Genomic DNA, 23,684 nt, shown 5'->3' with positions numbered 1-23,684 from the left:
TGCCCCGGAGGTAATACTGTTATATCATCAACGAGGCTGGCATTAGAGAAATGCAGTGATAAAGTCAAGCCGATTTTCAATTAATAAAAAAATGGAGGATGTATAATGCAAAACGTTATTTTGAACAATGGCGTTGAGATGCCTATACTCGGTTTTGGCGTTTTCCAAATTGCAGATCCAATTGAATGTGAACAAAGCGTTTATGATGCTATTATGGCGGGCTATCGTTTAATTGATACCGCAGCATCTTATTTAAATGAGGAAGCAGTCGGCAGAGCCATCAGACGAAGTGGCGTTCCAAGAAATGAACTGTTCATCACAACGAAGCTCTGGGTTCAGGATACCGGCTATGATCGCACAAAGAAAGCATTTGAAAAATCGCTGGGAAGATTACAATTGGATTATTTGGATCTGTATTTAATTCATCAGCCATTTGGCGATGTGTATGGCTCCTGGCGCGCTATGGAGGAGCTGTACGCGCAAGGAAAGGTCCGGGCCATTGGCGTTAGCAACTTCCATGAGGATCGTTTGATCGATTTGATTATTCATAATGAAGTCGTTCCTGCCGTAAACCAGGTGGAAACGCACCCTTTCAACCAACAAGTCGAAAATGCAAAATTCATGAAAGAGAATAAGGTGCAGATCGAATCCTGGGGTCCTTTCGCTGAAGGTAAAAATAACTTGTTCCACAATGAGGTATTGGTATCCATAGCTGAAAAACATCATAAATCCGTTGCTCAGGTGGTTTTACGTTGGTTGACACAAAGAGAAGTCGTTGTGATTCCAAAGTCTGTTCGCAAGGAAAGAATGATCGAAAACTTCAATGTTTTTAATTTTGAATTAAGCCGGGAAGATATGGAGTCGATTGCTGCGTTAGATACGAAACAGAGCTTGTTCTTTTCACATCGCGATCCTGAAAAGGTGAAGTGGCTCGGTACCCGTAAACTTGATATCTGATTCAGTATCGTGTTTTCTTGCTTTTGTAATGAGCGGCTGGTTTTCCAGCCGCCTATTCGTTCATTACCCACCATCGCGAACACTGACGAGAGGACGACGAGATGAGTAAAAGCAAACGGAATCCTAATGCTATTCTGGCTATCATTCTGGCAAGTACGATGATGGTGGTCATGGACGTATCCATTGTCACCACCTCTTTGCCAGTTATTCACAAACAGTTTGGTTTTTCACCCGTTGGTTTGTCGTGGGTTGTTAATGTGTATTCATTAGTATTCGGCGGTTTGTTACTTCTCAGCTCCCGAGCTGGCGACTTATTCGGTAGACGCCGTATGTTCATGGTCGGCCTCTCTATCTTTACCTTTGCGTCGCTGGCAATCGGCTTGGCGCAATCAGCGGAGATGCTGATCATATTCCGAGCCATTCAAGGACTTGGCGCGTCGATCTTGTCACCAGCAACGTTGGCACTTCTGACCGAAAACTTCAAAGAAGGACATGAGCGTACTCGCGTCCTAGCGCTCTATGGCACGATTGTCGGCATTGCAACCAGCGTTGGACTGGTACTCGGTGGTATCGTTACAAGCCTGATTTCGTGGAGAGTGGCGTTTTTCCTGAATGTCCCGATTGGACTCATCACGCTCTGGGCAACGCCACGTTTTATTGCCAAAACACAGTCGTACAAAGGCAAACTCGATGTTATCGGGGCGATACTCTCCGTTTTCGGTATGTCATCGCTGGTATATGGCATCGTCCATGCAGCGGATACAAGCTGGTCTAACTCTGTGACAGTGATGATGCTGGCCGTCGGCGTTGTCTTACTGGCCGTCTTTGTCGTGAACGAATGGCGAGCACGACAACCCATTATGCCGCTCAGACTCTTTCAGCATCGCGGTCGTGCGGCGTCATATGCAGCGCGAACACTGTACCTGGGCGTCATGATTAGTTTCTGGTTCTTTATCACCCAGTACCTACAGGTCGTAAAAGGTTTTAGTCCTATCTTGACCGGTGTGGCATTTCTGCCGATGACACTGGCAAACTTCTTTGCAGCGCTCTACATTCCCAGGCTCACGCGGCGCATTGGTAATCCGCTTATTATCACTTTGGGTGTTGGTGTGACGGTAGTTGGTATGTTCTGGATTAGTCAGATTACGCCAAGCAGCTCGTACTTATTGATGTTTGCATTGCCACTGATTTTGCTTGGTATTGGCCAAGGTCTATCGCAAGGTCCACTGACAGCCGAGGGGCTTGCAGGTGTTTATGACCGTGATGCTGGTGCAGCCTCCGGTATTACCTATGTGGCAAGCCAACTTGGTGCGGCGTTCGGCTTGGCGATTCTTGTGGCGATATTTGCCGCCGCTAGTACTTCTACACTTTCGGGTAACGCACTGCTTACACACCAAATATCTGCGGCGCTATTCGGTGCGGGTATCATTCTGGTAGCATCACTGTTTATCGTTGTGGTCTGGATTGTCTTTCGCCGTGAGCGACTCAATAATACCGAGATAGACGAGGAATACACGAAATGAAAAAAACAGTTCTCCTTATTTTCGCCATCGTACTGCTGGCTGCTATCACCGCAGCCGTCATATGGTATGTGAATAATAACCGGCAAAATCCGGAAAGGAACTCGATGTCAAACCATACTCCCAGCATTCCAGTCGAGACTCCGCCCGTAACACCGAAAAACATCCTGGTCGTCTATCTCACACGCACCGGTAACACAGAAGCAGTGGCAAAGATGATACACGATGAAGTTGGAGGCAAGCTCGTCGAGCTAGAACTGGAAACGCCATACCCAGAAAATTACCAGGCACATGTGGATCAGGTATCTGATGAAAACACTCGTAACTACTTGCCGCCGTTGAAAACCGAGATTGATGACATCGGTGATTATGATAACGTTTTTATCGGTTCGCCAACATGGGGCATGCAACTACCACCGCCGACCAAGAGCTTCCTTGACAAGTATGATTTAAGCGGAAAAACCGTCATACCATTTAATACCAACGGCGGTTACGGTGTTGGCAGCAGTTTTGATGACGTAAATGAACGCTGTGCTGGTTGCAATGTACTCGAGGGTTTCTCTGTCCAGGGTGGACGAGAGCGAGATGGTATTCTTTTCGTCATGGAGGGCAATAAAGAAACCGAGGTGAGATCACAAGTACATGCTTGGCTTGAACGTATACTCAAGTAAACTTAAGAGGCGAGGTGCAAGGGATTATGAAAATTTTGATTTTAGGCGCAGTTGGTCAAATAGCCCGAATGCTGACCAATGAATTGCTCCATAAAACAGACCATTCTATCGTTCTTTTTGCAAGAAACGGTCGCAAGCGTTTGAATATCGTCGATGATCGTCGGGTACTTATTGTTGATGGTGATTTTAAAGACAAAGATAAACTGGTCCATGCTATGGAAGATGTCGACCTTGTATATATAAACGACATGGGTAATGAAAATTCAACGAAAACCATCATTGATGCCATGAAGGATGCCGGAGTAAAGAGGGTCATTGCTGCATCTGTATTGGGAATTTATGATGAAGTGCCCGGAGCTTTCGGAGAATGGAATAAACGTATGATTGGTGAAACCCCCAGAATGCGTTCCCAGGTTGAATCTGCACGGATGCTTGAAAATTCTGATCTGAATTATACGTTATTGAGATTAACATGGCTTTACAACCAAGCAGGTAACACTAAGTATATGATAACTCAAAAAGATGAACCGTTTAAAGGCGCACAAGTCACGCGTCAAGCAGTAACTCAATGTGTCATGGATATTATTGGAGAACAAAGCGATAAATATCACAGGGTCAGTCTTGGTATAAGCGAACCGGATACCGATTGGGCGAAGCCATCGTTTTATTGATTTCATAGAAGAGATGAAGAAAATAAATCAGGCAAAAGCGAAACGGGAGGTGGAGTACCCATTTTCACAAAGATAGAGAAGGGGAGAAAGAGCGTGAGAAATTTCAAACAGAAAGTATCCATTTTATTGAGTCTCCATGTTGCTGTTGCGATGTGCTCCGCGGCATTTGCTGCCGAAACAAAAGCGGAATTTTCAGATGTGAGTCCTGACGCATGGTATGCGGACGCGGTAACGTATTCTACAAGCAATAACCTGATGAGCGGCACGTCTGAAACAACGTTCTCCCCGAATCTTTCTATGAGCAGGGCGATGCTGGCCACTGTTCTTTGGCGTGTGGATGGCAGCCGCTTGGTCAGCGACGCAATCTCATTTGAAGACGTTGCCTCCGGTGCATGGTATACGGAAGCCATTCGATGGGCTAATTCCACCGGGATCATGGAAGGATATCATTCCCGAACCTTCGGTTCGAATGACCCTGTGACACGTGAACAAATCGCGGCCCTGATGTTTCGTTATGAGAAGTATAGAAATAGCGGCGTTGGGGTTGAGGGGAAGCTTGATTTTGCCGATTCCGATCAGGTGGGGGATTGGGCGGCAGAGGCAGTTGTATGGGTGAAGCAAAACCAGGTTATGAATGGTAAGCCGGGCAATTTGTTTGATCCGAAAGGTGCGGCATCGAGAGCCGAAGTTGCGACGATACTGATGGGGTATCGTTCAAGAGAGGCGATGAGCAAGGACGCCATCTATGCCGATGGCGAATACACAGCGACAGGTCAATATGGGGGCCTCCCCTCTTCCATCACAGTGAGCGTCACTTTGGTCAACGATGTTATCACTGCCACAAAAGTCACGCCACATGCAACGAACCCGACCTCCCTCGACTTGCAGCAGCGCTTCGCCGAAGCGGTCCCGGCGATTGTTGTCGGGAAGCGCATCGATGAGGTGAAGGTGGACCGCCTGGCAGGGTCCAGCGGCACCCCTGACGGGTTCAACGCTGCGATCGAACAAATTAAGGAACAGTCCCGGAAATGATACGTTACCATCATCGGCCTGATGCGGTGAACGAAGCATAAGAACGGAAATACAAAAATGCGGCTGAGGCAGGTGTCAGCGGATTTATGTTCACATTCAAGGCAATCGGGACGCAATGGGAGATCGAGACCCGCGAACCGCTCAGCCATCAATTGCAGCAGAGGATTCTCGAACGGATCGAACAATTCGACCTCACGTACTCGAGGTTTAGCCCGGATTCCCTTGTGTCACGGGTTGCTGCCGCTGCTGATGGCGGCTCCTTTACCTTCCCGGAAGACTCGCTCCCCCTCTTCGAACTTTATGACCGGCTTTACACGGCTACCATGGGCGCTATGGACCCGCTTGTGGGCCGTGACCTGGAGCTTCTTGGTTATGACCGGACATACTCACTTATGCCTGCATCCGACGTGATCAGGTCCGCGGCATACGCTCAGGGGAAGGCGATCTGGTCGAAGCATATTATCCGGAACGGTACGACACTCGTTACGCAGCGCCCATTGGTGATCGACGTTGGAGCGGCGGGAAAGGGATACCTTGTTGACATCGTCTCTGAAATGTTATGCGAAGCCGGGATTGCGGAGTTTGTTGTCGACGGCAGCGGGGACCTTCGCCATTCGGGCGGTTCAAGCATTCAAGTTGGGCTTGAGCATCCATTTGACTCCAGTCTAGTGATCGGTGTGGCTAAGCTGAAAAACCGTGCTTTATGCGCATCTGCGGTCAACAGACGATCCTGGGGCGATGGATTGCACCATGTACTTGATGCCCGGACAGGCATCCCGGTGCGCGAAGTGGTGGCTACGTGGGTTATAGCTGACAAAGCTGTAACTGCTGACGGATTAGCGACGGCGCTCTTTTTCACAGATGGGGAGCATCTGGCGAAAAACTTCCGGTTTTCATACGTAAGAATGTTTGCTGATGGTCGCGCTGAGATCTCACGGAATTTCGACGGTGAACTTTTTTCATAAAGGGTACAGACAAATTGGAGCAAACGTCTTGAGTTATCAACCCGCTAAGGAATAGTATCTCAATAAAACGGGTTAGGGCAGTTAGCCCTCAACCCGTTTTATTTCATCGGGAAAGGAATAAACGGACTGCCTTCAACAAATTTCGTTGTTTAGAATTTGTTTATATTATTTCATCTGGCAGTTTATGATCTGCTGCTATGATCAATTCAGATCAAACAGAGGGTGCTGTGATGAAGCTTAGCAAGAGAATATTTATTTCGAATACATCGATGATGTTTCTGTCATTAGTGCTATTGCTTGCCATTGGTAGCGGTATGATTAATATGTACGATCAAGTCACTAAGAAGAATAATCGACTTGATTCTAACATTTTTACGGTTGCTTCTATTTTTAAGCAGGCTCAAGAAACCGACCGGGATTGGTCCGCGCTCAGTCTTGAACTGGGGAAGTACAACTACAGACTTTGTGTCGAACAGGGAAGCTCATTGGTTTACTGCAATATAAGGCATCAGGAAAAGGATATAAGAGCTTATCTGAAAACGCTCAAATTGAGCGCAGATCACCCGAGCATGTTTTTTGAAGATGGGGTTACATCGTTAGGGCAAATCATTTCTGTCGGTGATGAAACCTATGCAGTGGTATCGGTAAACTACGGAAACTACAACCAATTGTTGGGTGTAGACCAGAGCGACTTCGACAAATTTTTGATCACGTTTCTGGCCGTTGGACTTTCCTTTATTGCTGTCCTTCTGCTTATTAGTCAGCTACTTACGAAACGTCTTGTCAAGCATATCATGACACCGATTCATCAATTGACTGAAAGTGCAAGGCGGATTGAAGAAGGCGATTTATCAACGCCAATTTGGTATTCAGGCAAGGATGAATTTGAAATCGTATGTGCTTCCTTCAACCAAATGCAAGTTCATCTTAAAGAAGAACAGGATAAAAACGCTGCCTATGAGAAAGCCCGTACCGACATGATCTCCGGTATTTCCCACGACTTGAGAACACCGCTCACCTCTGTAAAAGGATATATCAAGGGATTGCAGGATCGAATCGCCAGCACTCCGGAAAAACAAGCGCAATATCTCTCTATCGCTTACAAAAAAGCCACTGATATGGATGTGTTGCTGCAAAGATTATTTTATTTTTCCAAGCTGGAGACCGGTAATCTGCCGTTTTTTCCGATAGAAACAGATCTTGGCAAGTTTTCCCGGAAATTTGCTTACGATATTCAGGATGATTTGAAGCTGAAGAACGCTTCGATTCACATAGAAATATCGGATGGTACACATTGGGTCAGAGTGGATACGGAACAAATGAGGCAGGTACTGGCCAATCTCGTGGAGAACGCGCTGAAATATGCAGGAGTAGAACCGTTAAAGCTTGTTCTGAGCGTCACGCAAGAAGGCGAAAACGAAGTGCTCTGTTTTGCGGATAATGGAAAAGGCGTGTCGCCGGACAAACTTCCGCATATCTTCGAACAGTTTTACCGCGGCGACGAATCAAGAAACAGTAATAACAGCGATGGAAGCGGTCTTGGATTATATATCGTGAAATACATCATTGAGGCACATGAGGGCACGGTTGTCGCCGAAAATGATCAAGGATTGAAATATACGATGACTTTGCCCTCGGCCAAAGGAGGTAGTGCATAGTGAAAATACTGATTGCCGAAGACAATGCGGAAATCGCTATGCTGGAAAAAGATTATTTAGAGATTAGCGGCTTTGAAACGGAAATTGTAGCCGATGGCAGCAAGGTAGTGAATATGATTTTGGAGGGCGGCTACGATCTGTTGATCCTTGATCTTATGCTTCCTGGATGCAGCGGTTATGATATTTGCCGTGAAATTCGCGATCAGACTGAAATCCCGATCTTGATGGTGACCGCCAAAACGCAATCCATTGATAAGATCCGCGGTCTTGGCTTGGGGGCGGATGATTATATTGCCAAACCGTTCGACCCTGCAGAACTGGTAGCCAGAGTCAAGTCTCATTTGAACCGGTATCATCGTCTTACCAATGCCTACTCTCGAACTGCGGAAGAAAGCGCAATCCAGATCGGCAATTTGAAGATCATGACCCGCAGTTGGAAAGTATATCGTGACGGACAAGAAATAAAATTTCCTAACCGGGAGTTTGAGTTATTAAAGTTTCTTGCCATGAATCCGAATATCGTTTTCTCCAAAGACCAGCTTTTTGAAAAGATTTGGGGGCATGAGTATGTCGGTGACAGCGCCACCGTTACGGTTCACATCAATCGCATCAGAGAGAAAATCGAAGATGATCCCTCCAAACCGAGAATGATTGAAACCGTCTGGGGAGCCGGCTATCGAATAAATCTGTAGCTGCAAGAAAGCCACTAAGAAAGAGGGAAGCTGATTGAATCGGAATATGCTGATCAAGCTAATCATTGATGTTACAATGACAGTTCTCATGTTAGTCGCCATGGCATACCAGATTACCGGAAATCTAGTCCATGAAGTGGTTGGAGTCGTCCTGCTTGCATTATTTATTGTCCACAACATGTTAAATCGACATTGGTACAAGGCCATTCTAAAGAGAAAGTACAATATACGACGTATGCTGGGCATAACGGTCAATCTGTTATTTCTTGTATCCATGGCTACGGTGATCATCAGTTCCGTTCCAATTTCCCGTGACATTCTCGCCTTCATACCCATACCCATCAAAAATGACATGTTTTTCATGCAAATCCATGTTATGACGTCCTATTGGGGATTTATTTTCATGGCTATTCATATAGGGATGTCCTGGGGAACGATTATCAATGCAATCCGCAGGATGACGGGAATTGCCGGTACAAGCCGCATCCGAACCCTATCATTGCGTCTTTTGGCGGTATTGATTGTGGTTTACGGAGTACAGAGTTCCTTCGAGCGGAATTTGGGTACCAAATTGACTATTTATGATCCATTCGGGCTTTGGGCTACTGACGTAACCATGATAAGATTTTTAATCGATTATTTATCCATAATGGGAATCTATATTTGCGGGACTCATTATGTGTTGAAATTTGTTAGGCTGCAGGAAAAAAATGAAGGTTTACAAAACTGATACGATATTTAAAGGAAAATAACATGAAAAAGATACTATTTCCGGTACTGTGTTGGTAATAGCTCTCGCTCTCGGTGCATGCGGGAGCAACTACGAAGCCAATCATGGTAATACTCAGATGTCCGGTGGAAGTACACCGACAGAGACGGAAAGGAACACCGTTCCAATGCCAACACGTTAGACAGATGTTGAGCGCTAAGCTGGAGTAAGACTCGGAGTAACGGAGGTCGAGCGATGAAGAAAAATACGAAGGTTCTTGTGGGAGGAGCTTGATTATGATAAGGGATGATATCCATAGTTATCACAGAAAGAGGGCGGGTTCTCTTCCCACCCTCTCATAAATTTATTCGGGTTTGTTCCCTGCAGTCGGATCTGCGACAAAATTGGTTTTATAGTCTGTATATTTCAGTTCCGTTACCATGCCAGCAGAGGCATGGTGCAGATCATGACAATGGAACATCCAATCTCCGGGGTTATTGGCTATAAAGGCAATTTCATATACTTCACCCGGCTTTACGTTTAATGTATCCTTAAATATAGCAGAACCAGCTACTTGCTTTCCGTTTTTACTTAAGATCTGAAAAAAGTGACCGTGTAAGTGCATCGGATGATCTTCGCTCTTGGAATTATTCACTAAACGGACTTTTACCGTATCGCCGGTTTTGACATTCAGAGAATCCGTATCGGGAAAGGTCTTGCCGTTTATTGTATAGACCATGCCTCCATCTTTCATTTCCGTATTGAGGTTCATTGTATATTCCAACGTAAATTTTTGATCCAGCGAAAAGGTTGTTTTTCCGGCCTGACCGTACTGAACCAAATCAGCCGCGGGAAGCTTTTTCGATGCATTTGATTTATCGGATGTCGCTGTCGCTCCTTCATACGCGATCGTTGCGCGCATTCCCGAAGCGCCTTTATTATCGCTGTGGTCTTCAATGAACCATTGACCGGGATTGTTCGCGATAAATTCAATATCATATCGTTCACCGGGTGCAATGCTGACTACATTATCCTTCAAGATGCCGGGATTATTAATCGGTTGCCCATCCGTCGAAACAATTTGGAATTCATGTCCGTGCAAATGAATTTGATGAGACAAATAACCCGCATTAATCAAACGTATTCGAACTTTATCTCCTTCTTTGACTTGAAGCTGATCCACCAGTGAACCAGACTTTCCGTTGATGGTATACAGATCGTACATGCTCATATCTTCTCCCATAGACTTGCCCTGCATCATATTGTCATTGGAAGAAGAATTGCTGCTATTCATGTTCATTTTGCTATGATCCATTCCGGACATATCCATGTCTGACATGCCTTCGCCAGAACTGATCCATTCGTCAAGCATCAGCGTGTAGTCGCGGTCCACTTTTTTTTCATTTTTTCCTTCAACGATAAAGGAACCGTATAGTCCCCGATCCAATTGATTTACGCTGTCTTGGTGTGAATGATACCAGTACGTTCCGGGCACATCCGCCTTAAACTCATACGTAAACGACTGGCCTGGTTGAACCGCATTTTGTGTCACACCGGGAATGCCATCCATTGTATTGGGTACCGGTACGCCGTGCCAATGAATGGTGACCGGCTCAGGCAATTGATTTTTTAAGTTGACCTTTACCGTATCCCCTTGTTTAACTCGTATTTGAGGACCAGGAACGGAATTATTAAACGTCCAAACAGGCAAGGATAAGCCTGGGGCGGTTTCCTGATTGCTTGCGGAAGCGGTCAAATTAATTTCTTTACCGGTTAGAATAGTTTGCTTCACCGTTGTCTGCATATTCGTTGATGCTGGCGTTTTTGTTGTACCACCCATATTCATTTTCGAGTGCTCCATGCCCCCCATGGAGCCGGTGCAGCCAGCTAATATCACGGATAGTCCCCCGACGATGATTATGCTTTTGTACTTCCAATTCACTTTCATGGCATCATTCAATCCTCTCCTAAATAGTTAAAACCCTGTAGACTAATCATAACCGGTACATATGTAGAACCTTTGAAGAACGGAAGGAGTTCGTAGAAACAGGTTGAATTCGAAATGCTTTCGTACACGGAGCTTTTGTGAAGGGGCAACTCCTACGGTAGGGGCTGTCTTTTTTCACTGTGCGTGAACAAAAATCGCTGACAAAATATTCTTGACAAATAGGGTAGGGGGCTATACTATTTATCGGAGATGGCGGTTAGTGCACTAGTCAAGCCAATTCAAAATTTCAGCAAGGAGGAAATCAAAATGTCAACGCAAGCAAATGTAATTGCAGCGCCGGATGCACGAAGATGGAGAGCCTTATTTTTGCTATGTCTCGCACAATTCATGGTGATTATGGATACATCCATCATCGGGGTGGCGCTTCCGGCTATAAAGGAAGCGCTCGGCTATTCTCAAGATAGCCTGCAGTGGATATTCAACGCATATGTCATATTCCTGGGTGGCCTCATGCTCCTTGGGGGACGGTTATCTGATCTGTTTGGCCAGCGAAGAATGTTTATGCTGGGCTTTCTCATTCTTTCCTTGGCTTCCTTACTGGCCGGTCTTGCCTGGTCGGAGGCAGCAATGAATACCGGTAGAGCCCTGCAGGGGCTGGGTTCGGCGTTCATTCTGCCGGCCGCGCTGACGATTGTGATGATTTTATTCAGTCATAATCCGAAAGAACTAAATAAGGCACTCGGTTTTTGGGGAGCTTCAGCGGCAGCCGGTGGTACTGCGGGCGTGTTTCTAGGGGGTGTCATTACCGAGTGGCTCAGTTGGAACTGGACATTCCTTATCAATATCCCGGTAGGGATATTCGCATTGATCTACAGCATGAGGGTCCTTCCAGCCGGAGTTCGTCAGAAGGGGAGCGTTGATGTTGTCGGCGCGCTGGCCATCACAGCTGCGCTTGTCCTTGCCGTTTACGCTATTGTTACGGCGGAGCAAGCTGGCTGGGGATCAGTTCAGACGATTATCTTGCTTCTCATTGCCGCACTGCTGCTGCTCGTATTCTTTGTGATCCAAAAGTTGAAGAGAGAACCTCTTGTTCGACTTGGCATTTTTGCAGCACCGAATTTACTGGTCGGCAACATTGCTTTTGGTCTGCTGGCGGGTGCATGGATTCCGCTATGGTTTTTCTTGAATTTGTATTTGCAGCAAGTATTGCGGTTCTCAGCATTTTCTGGCGGCGTTGCTCTTGTCCCGATGACGGTTCTCGTCATGGTTGTCATGATCGGATTAACGGGGCGTTTAGTCGGACGATTTGGTTTTAAAAGCATTCTGGTTATTGGGCTTCTTGTTCTGGCAGGCTCTCTGTTCCTCTTAGCCGGTTATACGCCAATCAACGGGAACTTTGTGGCCAATGTGCTTCCGGCATCTTTGCTGGGCGCACTGGGAATGGCGCTTGCCTTCATCCCTGGCACCATTGCTTCGATGTCAGGGGCGAAGCCAGAAGAAACGGGCCTCGCATCAGGGATCGCCAATACAAGCTATCAGATCGGTTCTGCGATTGGTCTTGCCATCATGTCTGCGGTGGCAGCCTCCTGGACAGGCGGGAAGCTTGAGCAAGGGGCAGAACAAATCGCCGCACTGAACACCGGCTTCCATATGGCGTTCATCGGCGCGGCGATCGCCGCAATCGCAGGTGCGCTCATTGCGCTGCTTTTCTTGCGGAAACCGAAGCAATAAGAATTTGACGGTGACGATTCAGCCTCGGCTGGGTCGTTTTTTGTTTTCTTTGTATAGGGTAGGGGGACTATGGTAAAATAGACATTGAGAGAAAGGAGTGATTTGGATGGAGGAACTTACGCAGGATGCTTCCCAGACGCCTACCCAAGATCTATGTTGCACGAACGGGCGGCGAAGTCACCATTCTGAAAAGACGAAAAACAATTTGATTAACCGCCTCAACCGAATCGAAGGTCAGGTTCGGGGGCTTAAGGGTTTGATTGAGAAGGATACTTACTGCGACGATGTGCTAAATCAAATTTCATCGGTCCAGTCCGCATTGAACGGTGTAGGAAAACTTCTTTTGGAGCACCATATGAAGAGCTGTGTGATCGAGCGTATTCAAGATGGAGAGAAAGAAGTGATTGACGAGCTCCTAGTCACCATTAATAAGCTTATGAAATAAGAAATGTCCTGGGATTCGTGAGAATCCCTTTTGTTCAGTTTAATATATAGGGTTGGGGGGTAAGGTAAAATAAATATTGACACATATAGTATAGGGGGGTATTCTAAAATCAAGGTGGTGCTGACGATGGACGCTATGGAAGGGAAAGTTGAAGAACCATGTTCTTCGTCCGATGATGGCCGAAGAAGTCACCATTCGCTTGCCGTAAAATCGGACCTGACCAGTATTCCGCTTGCCGCAATTGGACTGTTGGCTCCTTGGATAGCGGGCGCGGCGATGGCGCTCGGTTCGGTGTCCGTCGTCCTTAACGCCTTGCGGCTGCAACGTGTAAAGGTGCAGCATTAACATCTGGCAAGGAGTGAATGATTCATGGGAGAAACCGTTAAAATCGCTGTTAATCCACCGATTCATGTTGGCGGAAGCCTCTTTACCCCTGCGCAATTGGCGAAAATTGGCGTTTTGGCGGGTGAAGAGGCCAAAATCGAAATGACGCCGTTCAAGCAGTTGTATATAGAAGTGCCGCTTGAACGGTCCGGCCGCATCACGGAAGAATTAAGGCAAGCCGGACTTGAAGTCAATCCGTCAGGCTTCGTGGTAAAAAGCTTAATCGCTTGTAATTTTTGCAAGGGGGCGGAGGAAGCGGGGTTAGAAACGGCACGTAAGGTAAACGAGGCTATTGCGGGAATCGAAACACCGGCCCCCCTGAAAATTGGCTTTGCAGGCTGCGCACTCGGAACCAGTGAACCATTGCTGAAAGATATCGGTATCGTCAAGATGAAGGATGTATTCGATATTTATGTTGGGGGTGAACCGAAGGGCCTCAAAGCTTCGGTCGCCAAACGGCTCCTGTTCGGAGTAACGAACGACCGGCTCGTTTCGGCAATTATCGCCATTATTGATTACTACAAGGCAAATGCTAAAGGCAAAGAGAAGTTCAGCAAATTCGTCGATCGTGTCACGCTAGAGGAACTGCAACAAAAGTTGACCAAACGATTTATACAAATTTACACGCTACCGACTTGCAGTGATTGTAACCATGCTAAACGGTACTTCAAAGAGCAGCAAATATCCTATACGGAATATAACTGCGAGGAAGATGCTTCGTATGCGGAAGAAGTCCGGAAGTTAACGGGAAAGCAGATTGTCCCGACGATCGTAATGGATGGCAAAGTATTTATCGGATTTGCCGATAATTTTACTGAAATAAACGAATTGTTACAAGGATAAGTTTTTGTCCGAGATTAGGTTGGATTCTCAACTAAAGAAAAAAGGTGCTGGGGTTTGCTTGAAACGCTAGCGATCGTTTATGGATGCTTCCGATGCTGGAATTACAGTATGGTGTCCTCTCAAAAAAAGGACTCAATTGACGAATAATGGAATGATGGTCTGTCGTTTCACCCTTACATGAATTTTACACAAGTTAAAGTTACATTATAGCGGTATGGCAAGGGGGGCAGTTATGAAGACTATTTTGGTTGTTGATGACGAAGCCAAGATTCGAGATGTCGTTGTCTCTTACCTCAAAAATGATGGATTTTCTACCCTGGAAGCAGAAACAGGCGGCGACGCGATCCGATTCGTACAAAATCAGACGGTGGATTTTGTCATACTCGATCTCATGCTTCCGGACATGGAAGGTGAACAGGTTTGTCAAGCCATTCGTCAAATTCATTCCGTTCCCATTCTGATGCTGACGGCGAAAGTATCGGAGAATAATCGAATCAAAGGGTTATCTGTTGGAGCCGACGATTATGTTACTAAGCCTTTCGATCCGAGGGAAGTGGTGGCTCGGGTTCGTGCCATTTTGCGACGATCCGATGATCAACTTTTGCTTGCCGATCGGTTGGCGTTTAATGAGAATCATCTTATTGTCGATTCGTTGAAACAACAAGTATTCTGTGATGGGCATCTGATGAATTTGACACCAAACGAATACAAACTCCTGTTAGCCTTGGCGAAATATCCGCAGCGGCATTTTACGCGTGAAGAATTAATCGAACGCGTGCTCGGTTATGATTTCGAAGGCGATATTCGCACCATCGATCAACATGTGAAAAACATACGGCACAAAATCGAACGCGATCCTAAAGCACCTGTATATATTGTAACAGTCTACGGCGCAGGTTACCGGTTCGCTGGAGGGACACCATGAACCGACGTTTGCATACGAGGCTCGCACTTATTATTATCGGGATCGCCGTTGGTATTATTCTGATTTCAACCGTCAGTATCATTTTGACAACACATTATCACTTTTCAATGTACAAGTCTCAAGTTCCCGGAATGAATCATGATTTGCCGCAACTTGACTATCATCTGGAGCAGGCGTTGGTACAAACCATTATCTGGACATGTATAGTATCCATTATGCTTGCCGCCTTGATTGGTATCTATGTGGCTAAGCGGATTTCGGCTCCCCTAGTCCATATGAAACGTATAGCGGAAAGTATGGCCGAGGGGAAGTGGAGTTCGAGAGTAGCCCTTCAAGGAAGGGATGAGCTTGCAGATTTGGGTGCTTCGTTGAATTCGCTGGCCGAGCAGTTGCAGCGGCAAGAGCAGTTGCGGGTAACGATGACCGAAGACATCGCTCATGAGCTTCGAACACCGTTAACTACGCTGAAAAGTCATATGCGTGCACTAAAAGACGGTATTTGGAAGCCAACTCCTGAGCGGATTCATTCCTGTTATGAAGAAATTGAACGGTTGACTCAGTTGGTAGCCGAATTAGAAGAACTGACCCATATGGAATCGCCGGGGTTTCAATTAGTACGAAAGGAAGAATCCCTTTTTGGAGTTATTGATCGTGGGGTGGAACTTGTTTCGGCAGCTTGTCGGGAAAAAAATGTGCATCTGAAGCGTTTGGTTCCTCCCGGAATTACGGTCCGTGTCGACCGTGATCGCATGATCCAAATCCTCGTGAATCTGCTTACCAATGCGCTGGAATATACACCTGCGCATGGAGAAATACGGATTGTGGTAACGAAAGAGCGTGATTCGGTGCTTATAATGGTTCAAGATACTGGGAAGGGTATCACGTCTGAGAATCTGCCCTATATATTCGAACGGTTTTATCGTGTGGATAAATCGAGGAATCGGAAGACCGGCGGCAGCGGGCTCGGATTAACCATTGTCAAACAACTTGTGACGGCCCATGAAGGACAAATTTGGGCAGAAAGTCAGCAAGGAACCACGTTTTTTATCCGGCTTCCCTCTGAAATTTAAACATCTACACAGGATCTTCAAAAGTATGATTTACACTTATCACAGTCAAGGCAGACACATGGCTTGGGGATAAGTGGAAATACTTGAGAAGATTTTTTTGTGAATGTTCAGGGGGAACGTTTTTGCAGACTCAGATGGCAAGCGAGTCTTGGTTCCTGTCCATAACGGATTAAGAATGATTAAACTGCCGAGCAAGGATGTAATTTCATTTATAGCTCAAAACCCAATGAGTTAGCAGGAACTGGCCATGGAAAGGAATTGCTAATTAAGGGACTAAAAGCAGTTAAGGTAAAGTATCGAAAATAAACTGATTTGTAAAGGAGTAGTTCTAAACATGAAAAAGAAATGGATTATCTTGAGTCTCTCTCTTTTGGTGGTTCTTGCTTTAAGTGGATGTGGAAAAAGTACAAACAATGGGGATTCGGCGAATAGGGGTCCCAATAACGGAAATGCCATGTCTGGGTCGGATATGAAAGGTATGGATCACTCTGGTTCCGGTAAAGTTCCTGCAGGTCTGAAAGCGGCACCAAAGCCAACCTTTAAGGTGGGCAGTCAGGCAACGATAAAAGCCGATCACATGGCAGGAATGAATGGAGCGAAAGCAACGATTGTTGGTGCATACAGTACAATCGTTTATGCAGTATCTTATACGCCGACTATCGGTGGAGAAAGAGTAACAAATCACAAATGGGTCATTCAAGAGGAATTAAAGGATGCTGGGAATAAGACGTTCAAACTTGGTGATGAAGTTGTATTACAAGCCGATCATATGAAGGGGATGGACGGCGCAAAGGCTACGATTGATTCGGCGGAACAAACAACGGTATATATGGTTGATTATATGCCAACTACAGGTGGGCAAATGGTTAAAAACCATCAATGGGTAACTGAAAGCGAGCTTACGAATTCGGGAACTGCAAGCAGCGACAACATGGGTGGCATGAAGCATTAGAAATGGCCCGGAAAAAGCACATGTCGCTATGTCAATGATTGGAGCGATTGTACTAAAATTGCAATTTCAGTTGACAGGCAACTGAATATGGAAAAAGGCAAAACTGTCGAAAGGCAGTGAAGCAAAACCACGGGTCTTCTCACTATTCAAGTGATGACCGCCGGGCTAGCCAATTTGTCAAACACGGCCTATATGGACTCGTGTTTTTTTATTCGTTCATATAAAACAGAGGAGAGTCAGATCACATTGGGAGCAGGAAGCCCCAGGCACCTGGGATACCTGCATATGGCTGGCGATTATGAGAGGATTAGGCAATCATTTAGGACGATTAGGATAGCGCTCTCATTTTATTTGTTGCATAATAAAATTATGTTCAGGGCGAGCCCCAGGGTCAAGTTATCCCCAATCCACCCACGCAGTGAAAGCAGTTAAACAGGTTCTTCTTACGTTTGAGGGCATCGTAACTCATTATGCTCAGAAAATTAGGAATCTGAGGTGTTCAACTAAATGGAACGTTTGTGGACTAAGGCGTTTATTCTTATAAGCATAGGAATGTTTTTCCTGTTCAGCGGATTTTATTCGCTGTACCCGACGCTTCCGCTGTTCATTAAGCAAATGGGAGGCACGGAAGCACAGGTTGGTCTGGCCGCGGGTGCGTTTATGCTGTCTGCCGTTATTTTTCGACCGATCGTCGGCGTGCTGCTGGACCGATTCGGTAGACGCCCGTTTATCGTCTTCGGGTTACTTTTTTTCACCTTGACGATGTATATGTATACGTGGATAGGCGGAATAATCGTATTGATAGTGCTCAGAATATTGCATGGAATGGGCTGGGCTGTTTCCACAACCGCTGTTCAAACGGCGATTTCGGATATAATCCCGTCAGCCCGACGCGGTGAAGGCTTGGGTTGGTTTGGCATAGCTACGACCATGGCCATGGCGGTTGGCCCGATGTTCGGCATTTGGGTTTCACAGAACTACTCGTATCACACTCTGTTTCTTTCTGCCGTCGGCCTCTCGGCTGCAGCATTATTTTTAACGTTTGGGGCAAAAATGCCTTTCCAGGCGCAATCGGGTACAAGGAAAGTTAAGTTTTTCGAAAAATCGGTGTTCCCTGTCACAGTTTCAGCCTTTTTTCACGCCATCGCTTATGGCGGTATTACCACCTTCGTCCCGCTATTCGCTAACGGAATCAATGTTAATCCCGGCTCGTTCTTTATGGCTTATGCTGCAACACTCCTCCTGATTCGTCCCTTTGCGGGAAAACTTGTAGACCGGCATGGTGAGATGGTAGTCATTATACCAGCCTTCGTTATTACGATTTTGGCCTTGATCAACCTGAGTTTCTCGACCGGACTGTTCGGTGTGCTTGTTTCGGCGATTCTGTATGGTATCGGCTATGGCTCCGCGCATCCAACTCTTCAATCAGCAACGATCCGGCTTGCTGATCCGGACCGTAAAGGGGGCGCCAACGCTTCACTATTGACTGCTGTCGACCTCGGTATTGGGTTAGGCGCCATGATGCTTGGTTGGGTTTCCCTGTTCACGAGTTACCAAGTATTATTTACGATCAGTGCTGTGTCGGTTACTTTCTCTATGTTGTTGTACATTTTCTTGGTGAAACGGTTATCGAATAACAATAGGAAGGGAGAAGTGTCAAGGGTTAATGTTTGAATTTTCAGAATACAAAGGAACTATTCTCAACAGATATATAAATTAACGAAACTGTCTGATGTAGCTAAAATAAAAAAATATTAGGAGAGGTGAATGATTATGAAAAATCGTTCTTTAGGACATACCGGATTAAAAGTAACGTATTTGTGTCTGGGCACGATGACTTTTGGCAATCAAGCTGACAAAAAAACCTCCTTCGAGATTCTTGATAAGTCGTTCGATGCCGGTGTAAATTTTATCGACACGGCAGACGTGTATCCCATCGGGAGGGCTTCCTATGCCGTCGCGGGCGCAACCGAGTCGATTATAGGAGAATGGCTAGAAGGTAAACGAGACAAAGTGGTGCTGGCATCCAAGTGTTTCGGCGCGATGGGACCTGGAGCAAATGATCGGGGGCTAAGTAGGAAGCATATCATAACCGCCGTTGAGGATAGCCTTCGCCGCCTAAAGACGGATTATCTCGACCTCTATCAAGCTCATCAATTTGACCCAAGCACACCCATAGATGAAACATTACGTGCGTTTGATGATCTCGTTGAGCAAGGTAAGGTCCGTTACATAGGAGTATCCAATTGGCGTGCTTGGCAAGTGGCAAAAGCCAACGGAATTGCGGACAGAAAAAATTATGCCCGCATCGTGAGCGTTCAGCCGCGCTACAATCTGTTGTTTCGTATGATTGAGGACGACTTGGTTCCGATGGCACTTGATGAAGGACTTGGCATTATCAGTTACAACCCACTTGCTGGAGGCATGCTCACAGGCCGTTATACTAAAAATGCAAGTGTCGAAGAGGGGACTCGTTTCGGACTCGGAAACAATGCTGGTTCGTTGTATCAGGAACGTTATTGGCAAGAGGCGCAATTCGACGCTGTTGAACGATACCAATCTTGGTGCCGAGAGAATAGCTTTGATCCAGTCACGACGGCTTTACGTTGGGTTACACAACAACCGGGAATCACATCCGCAATCATTGGTGCAAGTCGTCCAGAGCAATTGGACGCGAGTCTTCGCGCTGCTGACATGGATGAATTAACATTAACAGAACAGCAATTGGCATGGCTCGATGGACTGTGGTTCTCATTGCCTCGTCGTCGCGAGTTTAGTTAAGAGCACTTGGGATATCCGAAATACCACCTTCTTTCACAATAGTGAGGGCGATGAATTTCACAACAAGCGGGTTTAACAGCTTAGAAAAATTGATGTTTAATGTTTGAATGAACAAATATTATTTGAGAGCGAGGAACTATCAAATGGAGTATGTGAAACTCGGAAATACAGGCTTAGAAGTGTCCCGAATTTGTCTCGGTTGTATGGGCTTTGGTGTAGCGGAACGGTGGACACACCAATGGGTAATTGATGAAGAGAATAGCCGCCCGGTTATTAAAAAAGCACTTGAACTAGGTATCAATTTTTTTGATACTGCGAACATATATTCAGATGGAACAAGCGAGGAATTTGTTGGACGAGCGCTAAAGGATTATGCCAATCGGGATGAAATTGTCCTCGCTACGAAGGTTTGGGGGCGTATGCACCAAGGTCCAAATGGTGCAGGGCTATCCCGAAAGGCAATCATGAGTGAAATTGATAAAAGCCTCAAGAGATTGGGAACCGACTACGTTGATTTGTATCAAATCCATCGTTGGGACTACAATACGCCTATCGAAGAGACCATGGAAGCAATGCACGATGTGGTCAAAGCTGGCAAAGCAAGATACATCGGTGCTTCAGCGATGTATGCGTGGCAGTTCCAAAAGGCACTTCATGTGGCAGAAAAAAACGGATGGACACGGTTTGTATCCATGCAGAACCATTTAAATCTCATATATCGTGAAGAGGAGCGAGAGATGTTGCCTCTTTGTAAGGAAGAAAAAATCGGTGTGATTCCATATAGTCCGCTTGCATCAGGAAGATTGACGCGTGATCGTGGGGAAACAACTCATCGTTCCGAAACCGATCAAATTCAAAAAAGAAAATACGATGCGATGGCAGATGCTGATCAATCTATTGTGGATCGCGCGGCGGAACTGGCAAATATACATGAAGTTCCCCGATCACAAATCGCACTTGCTTGGTTGTTGCAAAAACAACCGGTAACAGCACCTATTGTTGGGGCAACGAAGTTGACTCACCTTGAAGATGCGGTAGGTTCACTTTCGGTGAAGTTAACACCTGAAGAAGTTGCTTATATGGAAGAACCGTATGTTCCTCATCCAGTAGTTGGAGCAAACTGAAAAATGACAAGAATTTGTTCCGATTGTTGAGACGTCTCATCTGAGACAGGAGTCAGGAAAAATGGCATCACTAAACTAGACCCAGCCTAAAAACCAGCGTATTACCATAATTTTACTGGGAATTGATTGAAGGACTATAACAAAGGAGGCTATCTTCGGGCATGGAGTGCCGGAGGGAACAGCCAGCGGGTAAGAAGTGCCGCGCGAGTGCCAGGGAAACAGACTTTAAGAGTAGTCGAACTACAGGAGAAGAAAGAATTTCCCCGAATGTCTGGAAGCATCACGAAAAGTCCAGTCCCTATTTAGAATTTTCATATATTTTTCGTTTTTCAAAGATCTGAATTGGAAATTTTGAAGGCGGCCGCCAGTACCCTAGGGTACTGGAAATTGGTTCAACAACAACCTTCAAGAAATACTATACGAGGAGAAATCGGTATGAAGTACGTAGAATTAAACAATGGTGTGAAAATGCCAATTTTGGGATATGGGGTGTTCCAAATTCCAGATCATGGACAATGTGAAAAGTGTGTGTTGGACGCAATTGAGGTAGGTTACCGCTTAATCGACACTGCTCAGGGCTACGGCAATGAAGTGGCTGTTGGAAATGCTATTGGAAAATGCGGGGTTCCAAGAGAGGAATTATTCATTACTACAAAGATCTGGATTTCCACTTATGGATATGAAAATGCAAAAAAATCTATCGAAGGATCATTAGAAAGACTTCAGCTTGATTATGTAGATTTATTATTAATCCATCAGCCCTTTAATGATTACTATGGAACGTATCGTGCCATGGAAGAACTATATAAGGAAGGAAAATTGAGAGCAATAGGTGTAAGTAATTTCTATCCTGACAGATTAATCGACCTGATAAAATACAATCAAGTTATTCCGGCAGTAAATCAGGTTGAAACACATGTATTTAATCAACAAGTAAAGGCTCGAGAAATCATGAAGAAATATGGAGTGCAAATCCAGGCCTGGGCACCTTTTGCAGAAGGAAAAAACAACTTATTTAGTAATGAAACATTAAACGCAATTGGAGATAAATACAATAAATCCAGTGCTCAAGTAGCTTTGAGATACTTGATTCAAATTGGTGTATCGGTGATTCCTAAAACAGTGAATAAGGAAAGAATGAAACAGAATATTGATGTATTTGATTTTGAATTAACAAATGAAGATATGGATGTTATTGCTGCTTTAGATAGAAGAGAAACTTTGTTCTTTTCACATTATGATCCTGAACAAGTTGAACGTTTAACCAGCATGGTAAGAAAGTTTTAATGTGTAACCTTTTTGGTTTGCGCGAAAATAAAAAATTTCCGCATTTTGCGGATTCGTTGACAAAAGCCCTGATTTTTTGGGGCTTTTGTTTTTTGGAGCCCGGATAGGCCCGGACAGGAACTTTGCTGGTAAACATATTCACAAAACCCGTATTTTATACATATGTCTAAAAATCGCCTATAAACCTTACTGCTTACTGCATATAAATTTTGTCGGATGACACCTTATCCCATTCCCGACAGACGAAAACCCATCGCGCGATGGATGGGTTTTCAATTTCTTGATTCTTTTTTTGTGACTATCTGGACAAATTGTGGCTCATATACATTGGATTTGAGTTTAAAGATCATCTTAGGGATACTGTTTTCTATCATCCATGAAACTTTATTCCAATCAGGAACACGGATTTGTTCGGATCCTTTTTTTGCAATTTCAAGCCATTGATAGAAATAATTTAAACACAAATCGGATGTGAATCGGTTTACGATCCAATCAAACAATCTTCTGTTATCAAATTCATAAAGATTGGTATGGTTAAACAGCTTCTCTTTAAAGTCAATGATATGTTTTTGGATGAGTTGAGTCGCATATTCAAACCCTTCGTATGTTTTACGATTGGTTTCATCCGCTCTTATCAAGGTATAAAAATGATCGGTCCGTAGCAAAGTGTGTTTCCAAAATACATAGGCATAAGCATATGGACAAATTTGAGGAAACTCCCCTTCCTCTTGCTTCCGGAGTTCTTTTAGAGTATGTAAACAAATGTGGTGATTAGCCAAGTTTCAATACCTCTAACATCTTTTTAGAAAATGGACTAATATCAAGCACGGCGTGGTCTCCCTAGTTAAATAGTTGACTTACTTACTAATTCGACATTTTCCAGAAACATCCTCCAATAGTCGCATAAATTAAAGTGGAGAAAGCCGAATTTTTGTGCCATTCGTAAAACACGCCATGTGGTGGCCGAATGCCATCGCAGAATCTCTCCTCTCATCAAACCAAGCATCACTACGAACGAAATTGAGCGCATATTCGGGGACATTATTTTGAAGCATAGCGACAAGCTGTAGATCAAAAGCTACAAGGGTTACCAAAATGCGACTTGTTCCTCCGTCAGCGACATTATCGCGCATGGCTTCGCTAGCAATAAGCCACTTGAGGAAGGCGATAACGATCGACACGGTTGCGCAGCTCGACAGTTTGTATATTGCATACTAAAAGTGCCGAACATTGCAGCATAAAAATGCTTAACTAATTGCAAAGAAAAGAGACACTTGCCAGCATCCCATTATCCTCCTATCGTTAAGTTTGCGACAACT

At 45.3% G+C, this 23,684-nt stretch carries 23 protein-coding genes and 1 riboswitch; of the genes, 20 read left to right on the top strand and 3 right to left on the bottom strand.

All coding sequences use genetic code 11. The features are described from left to right. The first annotated feature begins 105 nt into the window (after positions 1-105). From EYB31_RS37015 to EYB31_RS36975, 9 genes are all read left to right on the top strand, one after another. Complete coding sequence (locus EYB31_RS37015) at positions 106-957, top strand: aldo/keto reductase (protein WP_131018591.1); 852 nt, start codon at positions 106-108, stop codon at positions 955-957. 101 nt (positions 958-1,058) lie between these two features. Further along, complete coding sequence (locus tag EYB31_RS37010; RefSeq protein ID WP_131018590.1) at positions 1,059-2,480, top strand: MFS transporter; 1,422 nt, start codon at positions 1,059-1,061, stop codon at positions 2,478-2,480. Continuing rightward, positions 2,477-3,148, top strand: a complete 672-nt coding sequence (locus EYB31_RS37005; protein WP_206105529.1) for a flavodoxin family protein — start codon at positions 2,477-2,479, stop codon at positions 3,146-3,148. Before EYB31_RS37010 ends, EYB31_RS37005 begins: the two co-directional genes overlap by 4 nt. Positions 3,149-3,174: 26 nt before the next feature. Then, entirely contained in the window at positions 3,175-3,819 is a 645-nt protein-coding gene (locus tag EYB31_RS37000) for an NAD(P)H-binding protein (RefSeq protein ID WP_170318305.1), read from the top strand. 93 nt (positions 3,820-3,912) lie between these two features. Next, a complete protein-coding gene (locus EYB31_RS36995) occupies positions 3,913-4,851 on the top strand; it encodes an S-layer homology domain-containing protein (RefSeq protein ID WP_131018589.1) in 939 nt (312 codons plus the stop codon). 86 nt (positions 4,852-4,937) lie between these two features. Further along, positions 4,938-5,816, top strand: coding sequence for an FAD:protein FMN transferase (locus EYB31_RS36990; protein WP_131018588.1), 879 nt, complete (start codon positions 4,938-4,940; stop codon positions 5,814-5,816). Between the two features lie 230 nt (positions 5,817-6,046). Beyond that, positions 6,047-7,474, top strand: coding sequence for a HAMP domain-containing sensor histidine kinase (locus EYB31_RS36985; protein ID WP_165452808.1), 1,428 nt, complete (start codon positions 6,047-6,049; stop codon positions 7,472-7,474). Beyond that, entirely contained in the window at positions 7,471-8,166 is a 696-nt protein-coding gene (locus EYB31_RS36980) for a response regulator transcription factor (protein WP_131018586.1), read from the top strand. Before EYB31_RS36985 ends, EYB31_RS36980 begins: the two co-directional genes overlap by 4 nt. Positions 8,167-8,212: 46 nt before the next feature. Continuing rightward, complete coding sequence (locus EYB31_RS36975) at positions 8,213-8,896, top strand: DUF4405 domain-containing protein (protein WP_240763194.1); 684 nt, start codon at positions 8,213-8,215, stop codon at positions 8,894-8,896. Between the two features lie 343 nt (positions 8,897-9,239). Here the strand turns inward: EYB31_RS36975 and EYB31_RS36970 are convergent, their stop codons facing one another. Further along, positions 9,240-10,823 carry a multicopper oxidase family protein gene (locus tag EYB31_RS36970; protein ID WP_131018584.1) on the bottom strand — a complete coding sequence of 528 codons (1,584 nt, stop codon included), beginning with the start codon at positions 10,821-10,823 and terminating at the stop codon, positions 9,240-9,242. A gap of 306 nt (positions 10,824-11,129) precedes the next feature. Here EYB31_RS36970 and EYB31_RS36965 point away from each other — a divergent pair, with 306 nt between their 5' ends. The 11 genes from EYB31_RS36965 to EYB31_RS36915 all read left to right on the top strand — a co-directional run bounded on the left by EYB31_RS36965 (position 11,130) and on the right by EYB31_RS36915 (position 22,365). Continuing rightward, on the top strand, positions 11,130-12,554 hold the full coding sequence (locus EYB31_RS36965; protein WP_131018583.1) for a DHA2 family efflux MFS transporter permease subunit: 1,425 nt from the start codon (positions 11,130-11,132) through the stop codon (positions 12,552-12,554). Between the two features lie 106 nt (positions 12,555-12,660). After that, positions 12,661-12,999 (top strand): metal-sensitive transcriptional regulator, encoded by a 339-nt coding sequence (locus EYB31_RS36960; RefSeq protein ID WP_131018582.1) that lies wholly within the window; start codon positions 12,661-12,663, stop codon positions 12,997-12,999. A 126-nt stretch (positions 13,000-13,125) separates the two neighbouring features. Beyond that, on the top strand, positions 13,126-13,344 hold the full coding sequence (locus EYB31_RS36955) for a hypothetical protein (protein WP_131018581.1): 219 nt from the start codon (positions 13,126-13,128) through the stop codon (positions 13,342-13,344). A gap of 24 nt (positions 13,345-13,368) precedes the next feature. Further along, positions 13,369-14,226, top strand: coding sequence for a glutaredoxin domain-containing protein (locus tag EYB31_RS36950; protein WP_131018580.1), 858 nt, complete (start codon positions 13,369-13,371; stop codon positions 14,224-14,226). A gap of 232 nt (positions 14,227-14,458) precedes the next feature. Then, positions 14,459-15,151: a response regulator transcription factor gene (locus EYB31_RS36945; protein WP_131018579.1), complete on the top strand. Its 693-nt coding sequence runs from the start codon at positions 14,459-14,461 to the stop codon at positions 15,149-15,151. After that, positions 15,148-16,221 carry a sensor histidine kinase gene (locus tag EYB31_RS36940; RefSeq protein ID WP_131018578.1) on the top strand — a complete coding sequence of 358 codons (1,074 nt, stop codon included), beginning with the start codon at positions 15,148-15,150 and terminating at the stop codon, positions 16,219-16,221. Before EYB31_RS36945 ends, EYB31_RS36940 begins: the two co-directional genes overlap by 4 nt. 334 nt (positions 16,222-16,555) lie before the next feature. Further along, positions 16,556-17,173, top strand: coding sequence for a YdhK family protein (locus EYB31_RS36935; RefSeq protein WP_131018577.1), 618 nt, complete (start codon positions 16,556-16,558; stop codon positions 17,171-17,173). A gap of 86 nt (positions 17,174-17,259) precedes the next feature. Next, a riboswitch (cyclic di-GMP riboswitch) is annotated at positions 17,260-17,346 on the top strand. 334 nt (positions 17,347-17,680) lie between these two features. After that, entirely contained in the window at positions 17,681-18,847 is a 1,167-nt protein-coding gene (locus EYB31_RS36930; RefSeq protein WP_131018576.1) for an MFS transporter, read from the top strand. A 99-nt stretch (positions 18,848-18,946) separates the two neighbouring features. Continuing rightward, on the top strand, positions 18,947-19,954 hold the full coding sequence (locus EYB31_RS36925) for an aldo/keto reductase (protein ID WP_131018575.1): 1,008 nt from the start codon (positions 18,947-18,949) through the stop codon (positions 19,952-19,954). Between the two features lie 143 nt (positions 19,955-20,097). Next, complete coding sequence (locus EYB31_RS36920) at positions 20,098-21,078, top strand: aldo/keto reductase (protein WP_131018574.1); 981 nt, start codon at positions 20,098-20,100, stop codon at positions 21,076-21,078. A gap of 435 nt (positions 21,079-21,513) precedes the next feature. Beyond that, positions 21,514-22,365, top strand: a complete 852-nt coding sequence (locus EYB31_RS36915) for an aldo/keto reductase (RefSeq protein ID WP_131018573.1) — start codon at positions 21,514-21,516, stop codon at positions 22,363-22,365. A gap of 272 nt (positions 22,366-22,637) precedes the next feature. Here the strand turns inward: EYB31_RS36915 and EYB31_RS36910 are convergent, their stop codons facing one another. Continuing rightward, a complete protein-coding gene (locus EYB31_RS36910; RefSeq protein WP_131018572.1) occupies positions 22,638-23,144 on the bottom strand; it encodes a hypothetical protein in 507 nt (168 codons plus the stop codon). 129 nt (positions 23,145-23,273) lie between these two features. Next, a complete protein-coding gene (locus tag EYB31_RS40620) occupies positions 23,274-23,546 on the bottom strand; it encodes a hypothetical protein (RefSeq protein WP_170318304.1) in 273 nt (90 codons plus the stop codon). Positions 23,547-23,684 lie beyond the last annotated feature (138 nt).

The sequence above is a fragment of the Paenibacillus thalictri genome (assembly GCF_004307995.1).
GTDB classification, from domain to species: domain Bacteria; phylum Bacillota; class Bacilli; order Paenibacillales; family NBRC-103111; genus Paenibacillus_AF; species Paenibacillus_AF thalictri.
The sequence above is the reverse complement of the archived record's forward strand: the minus strand, read 5'-3'. Positions and strand labels throughout refer to the sequence as shown.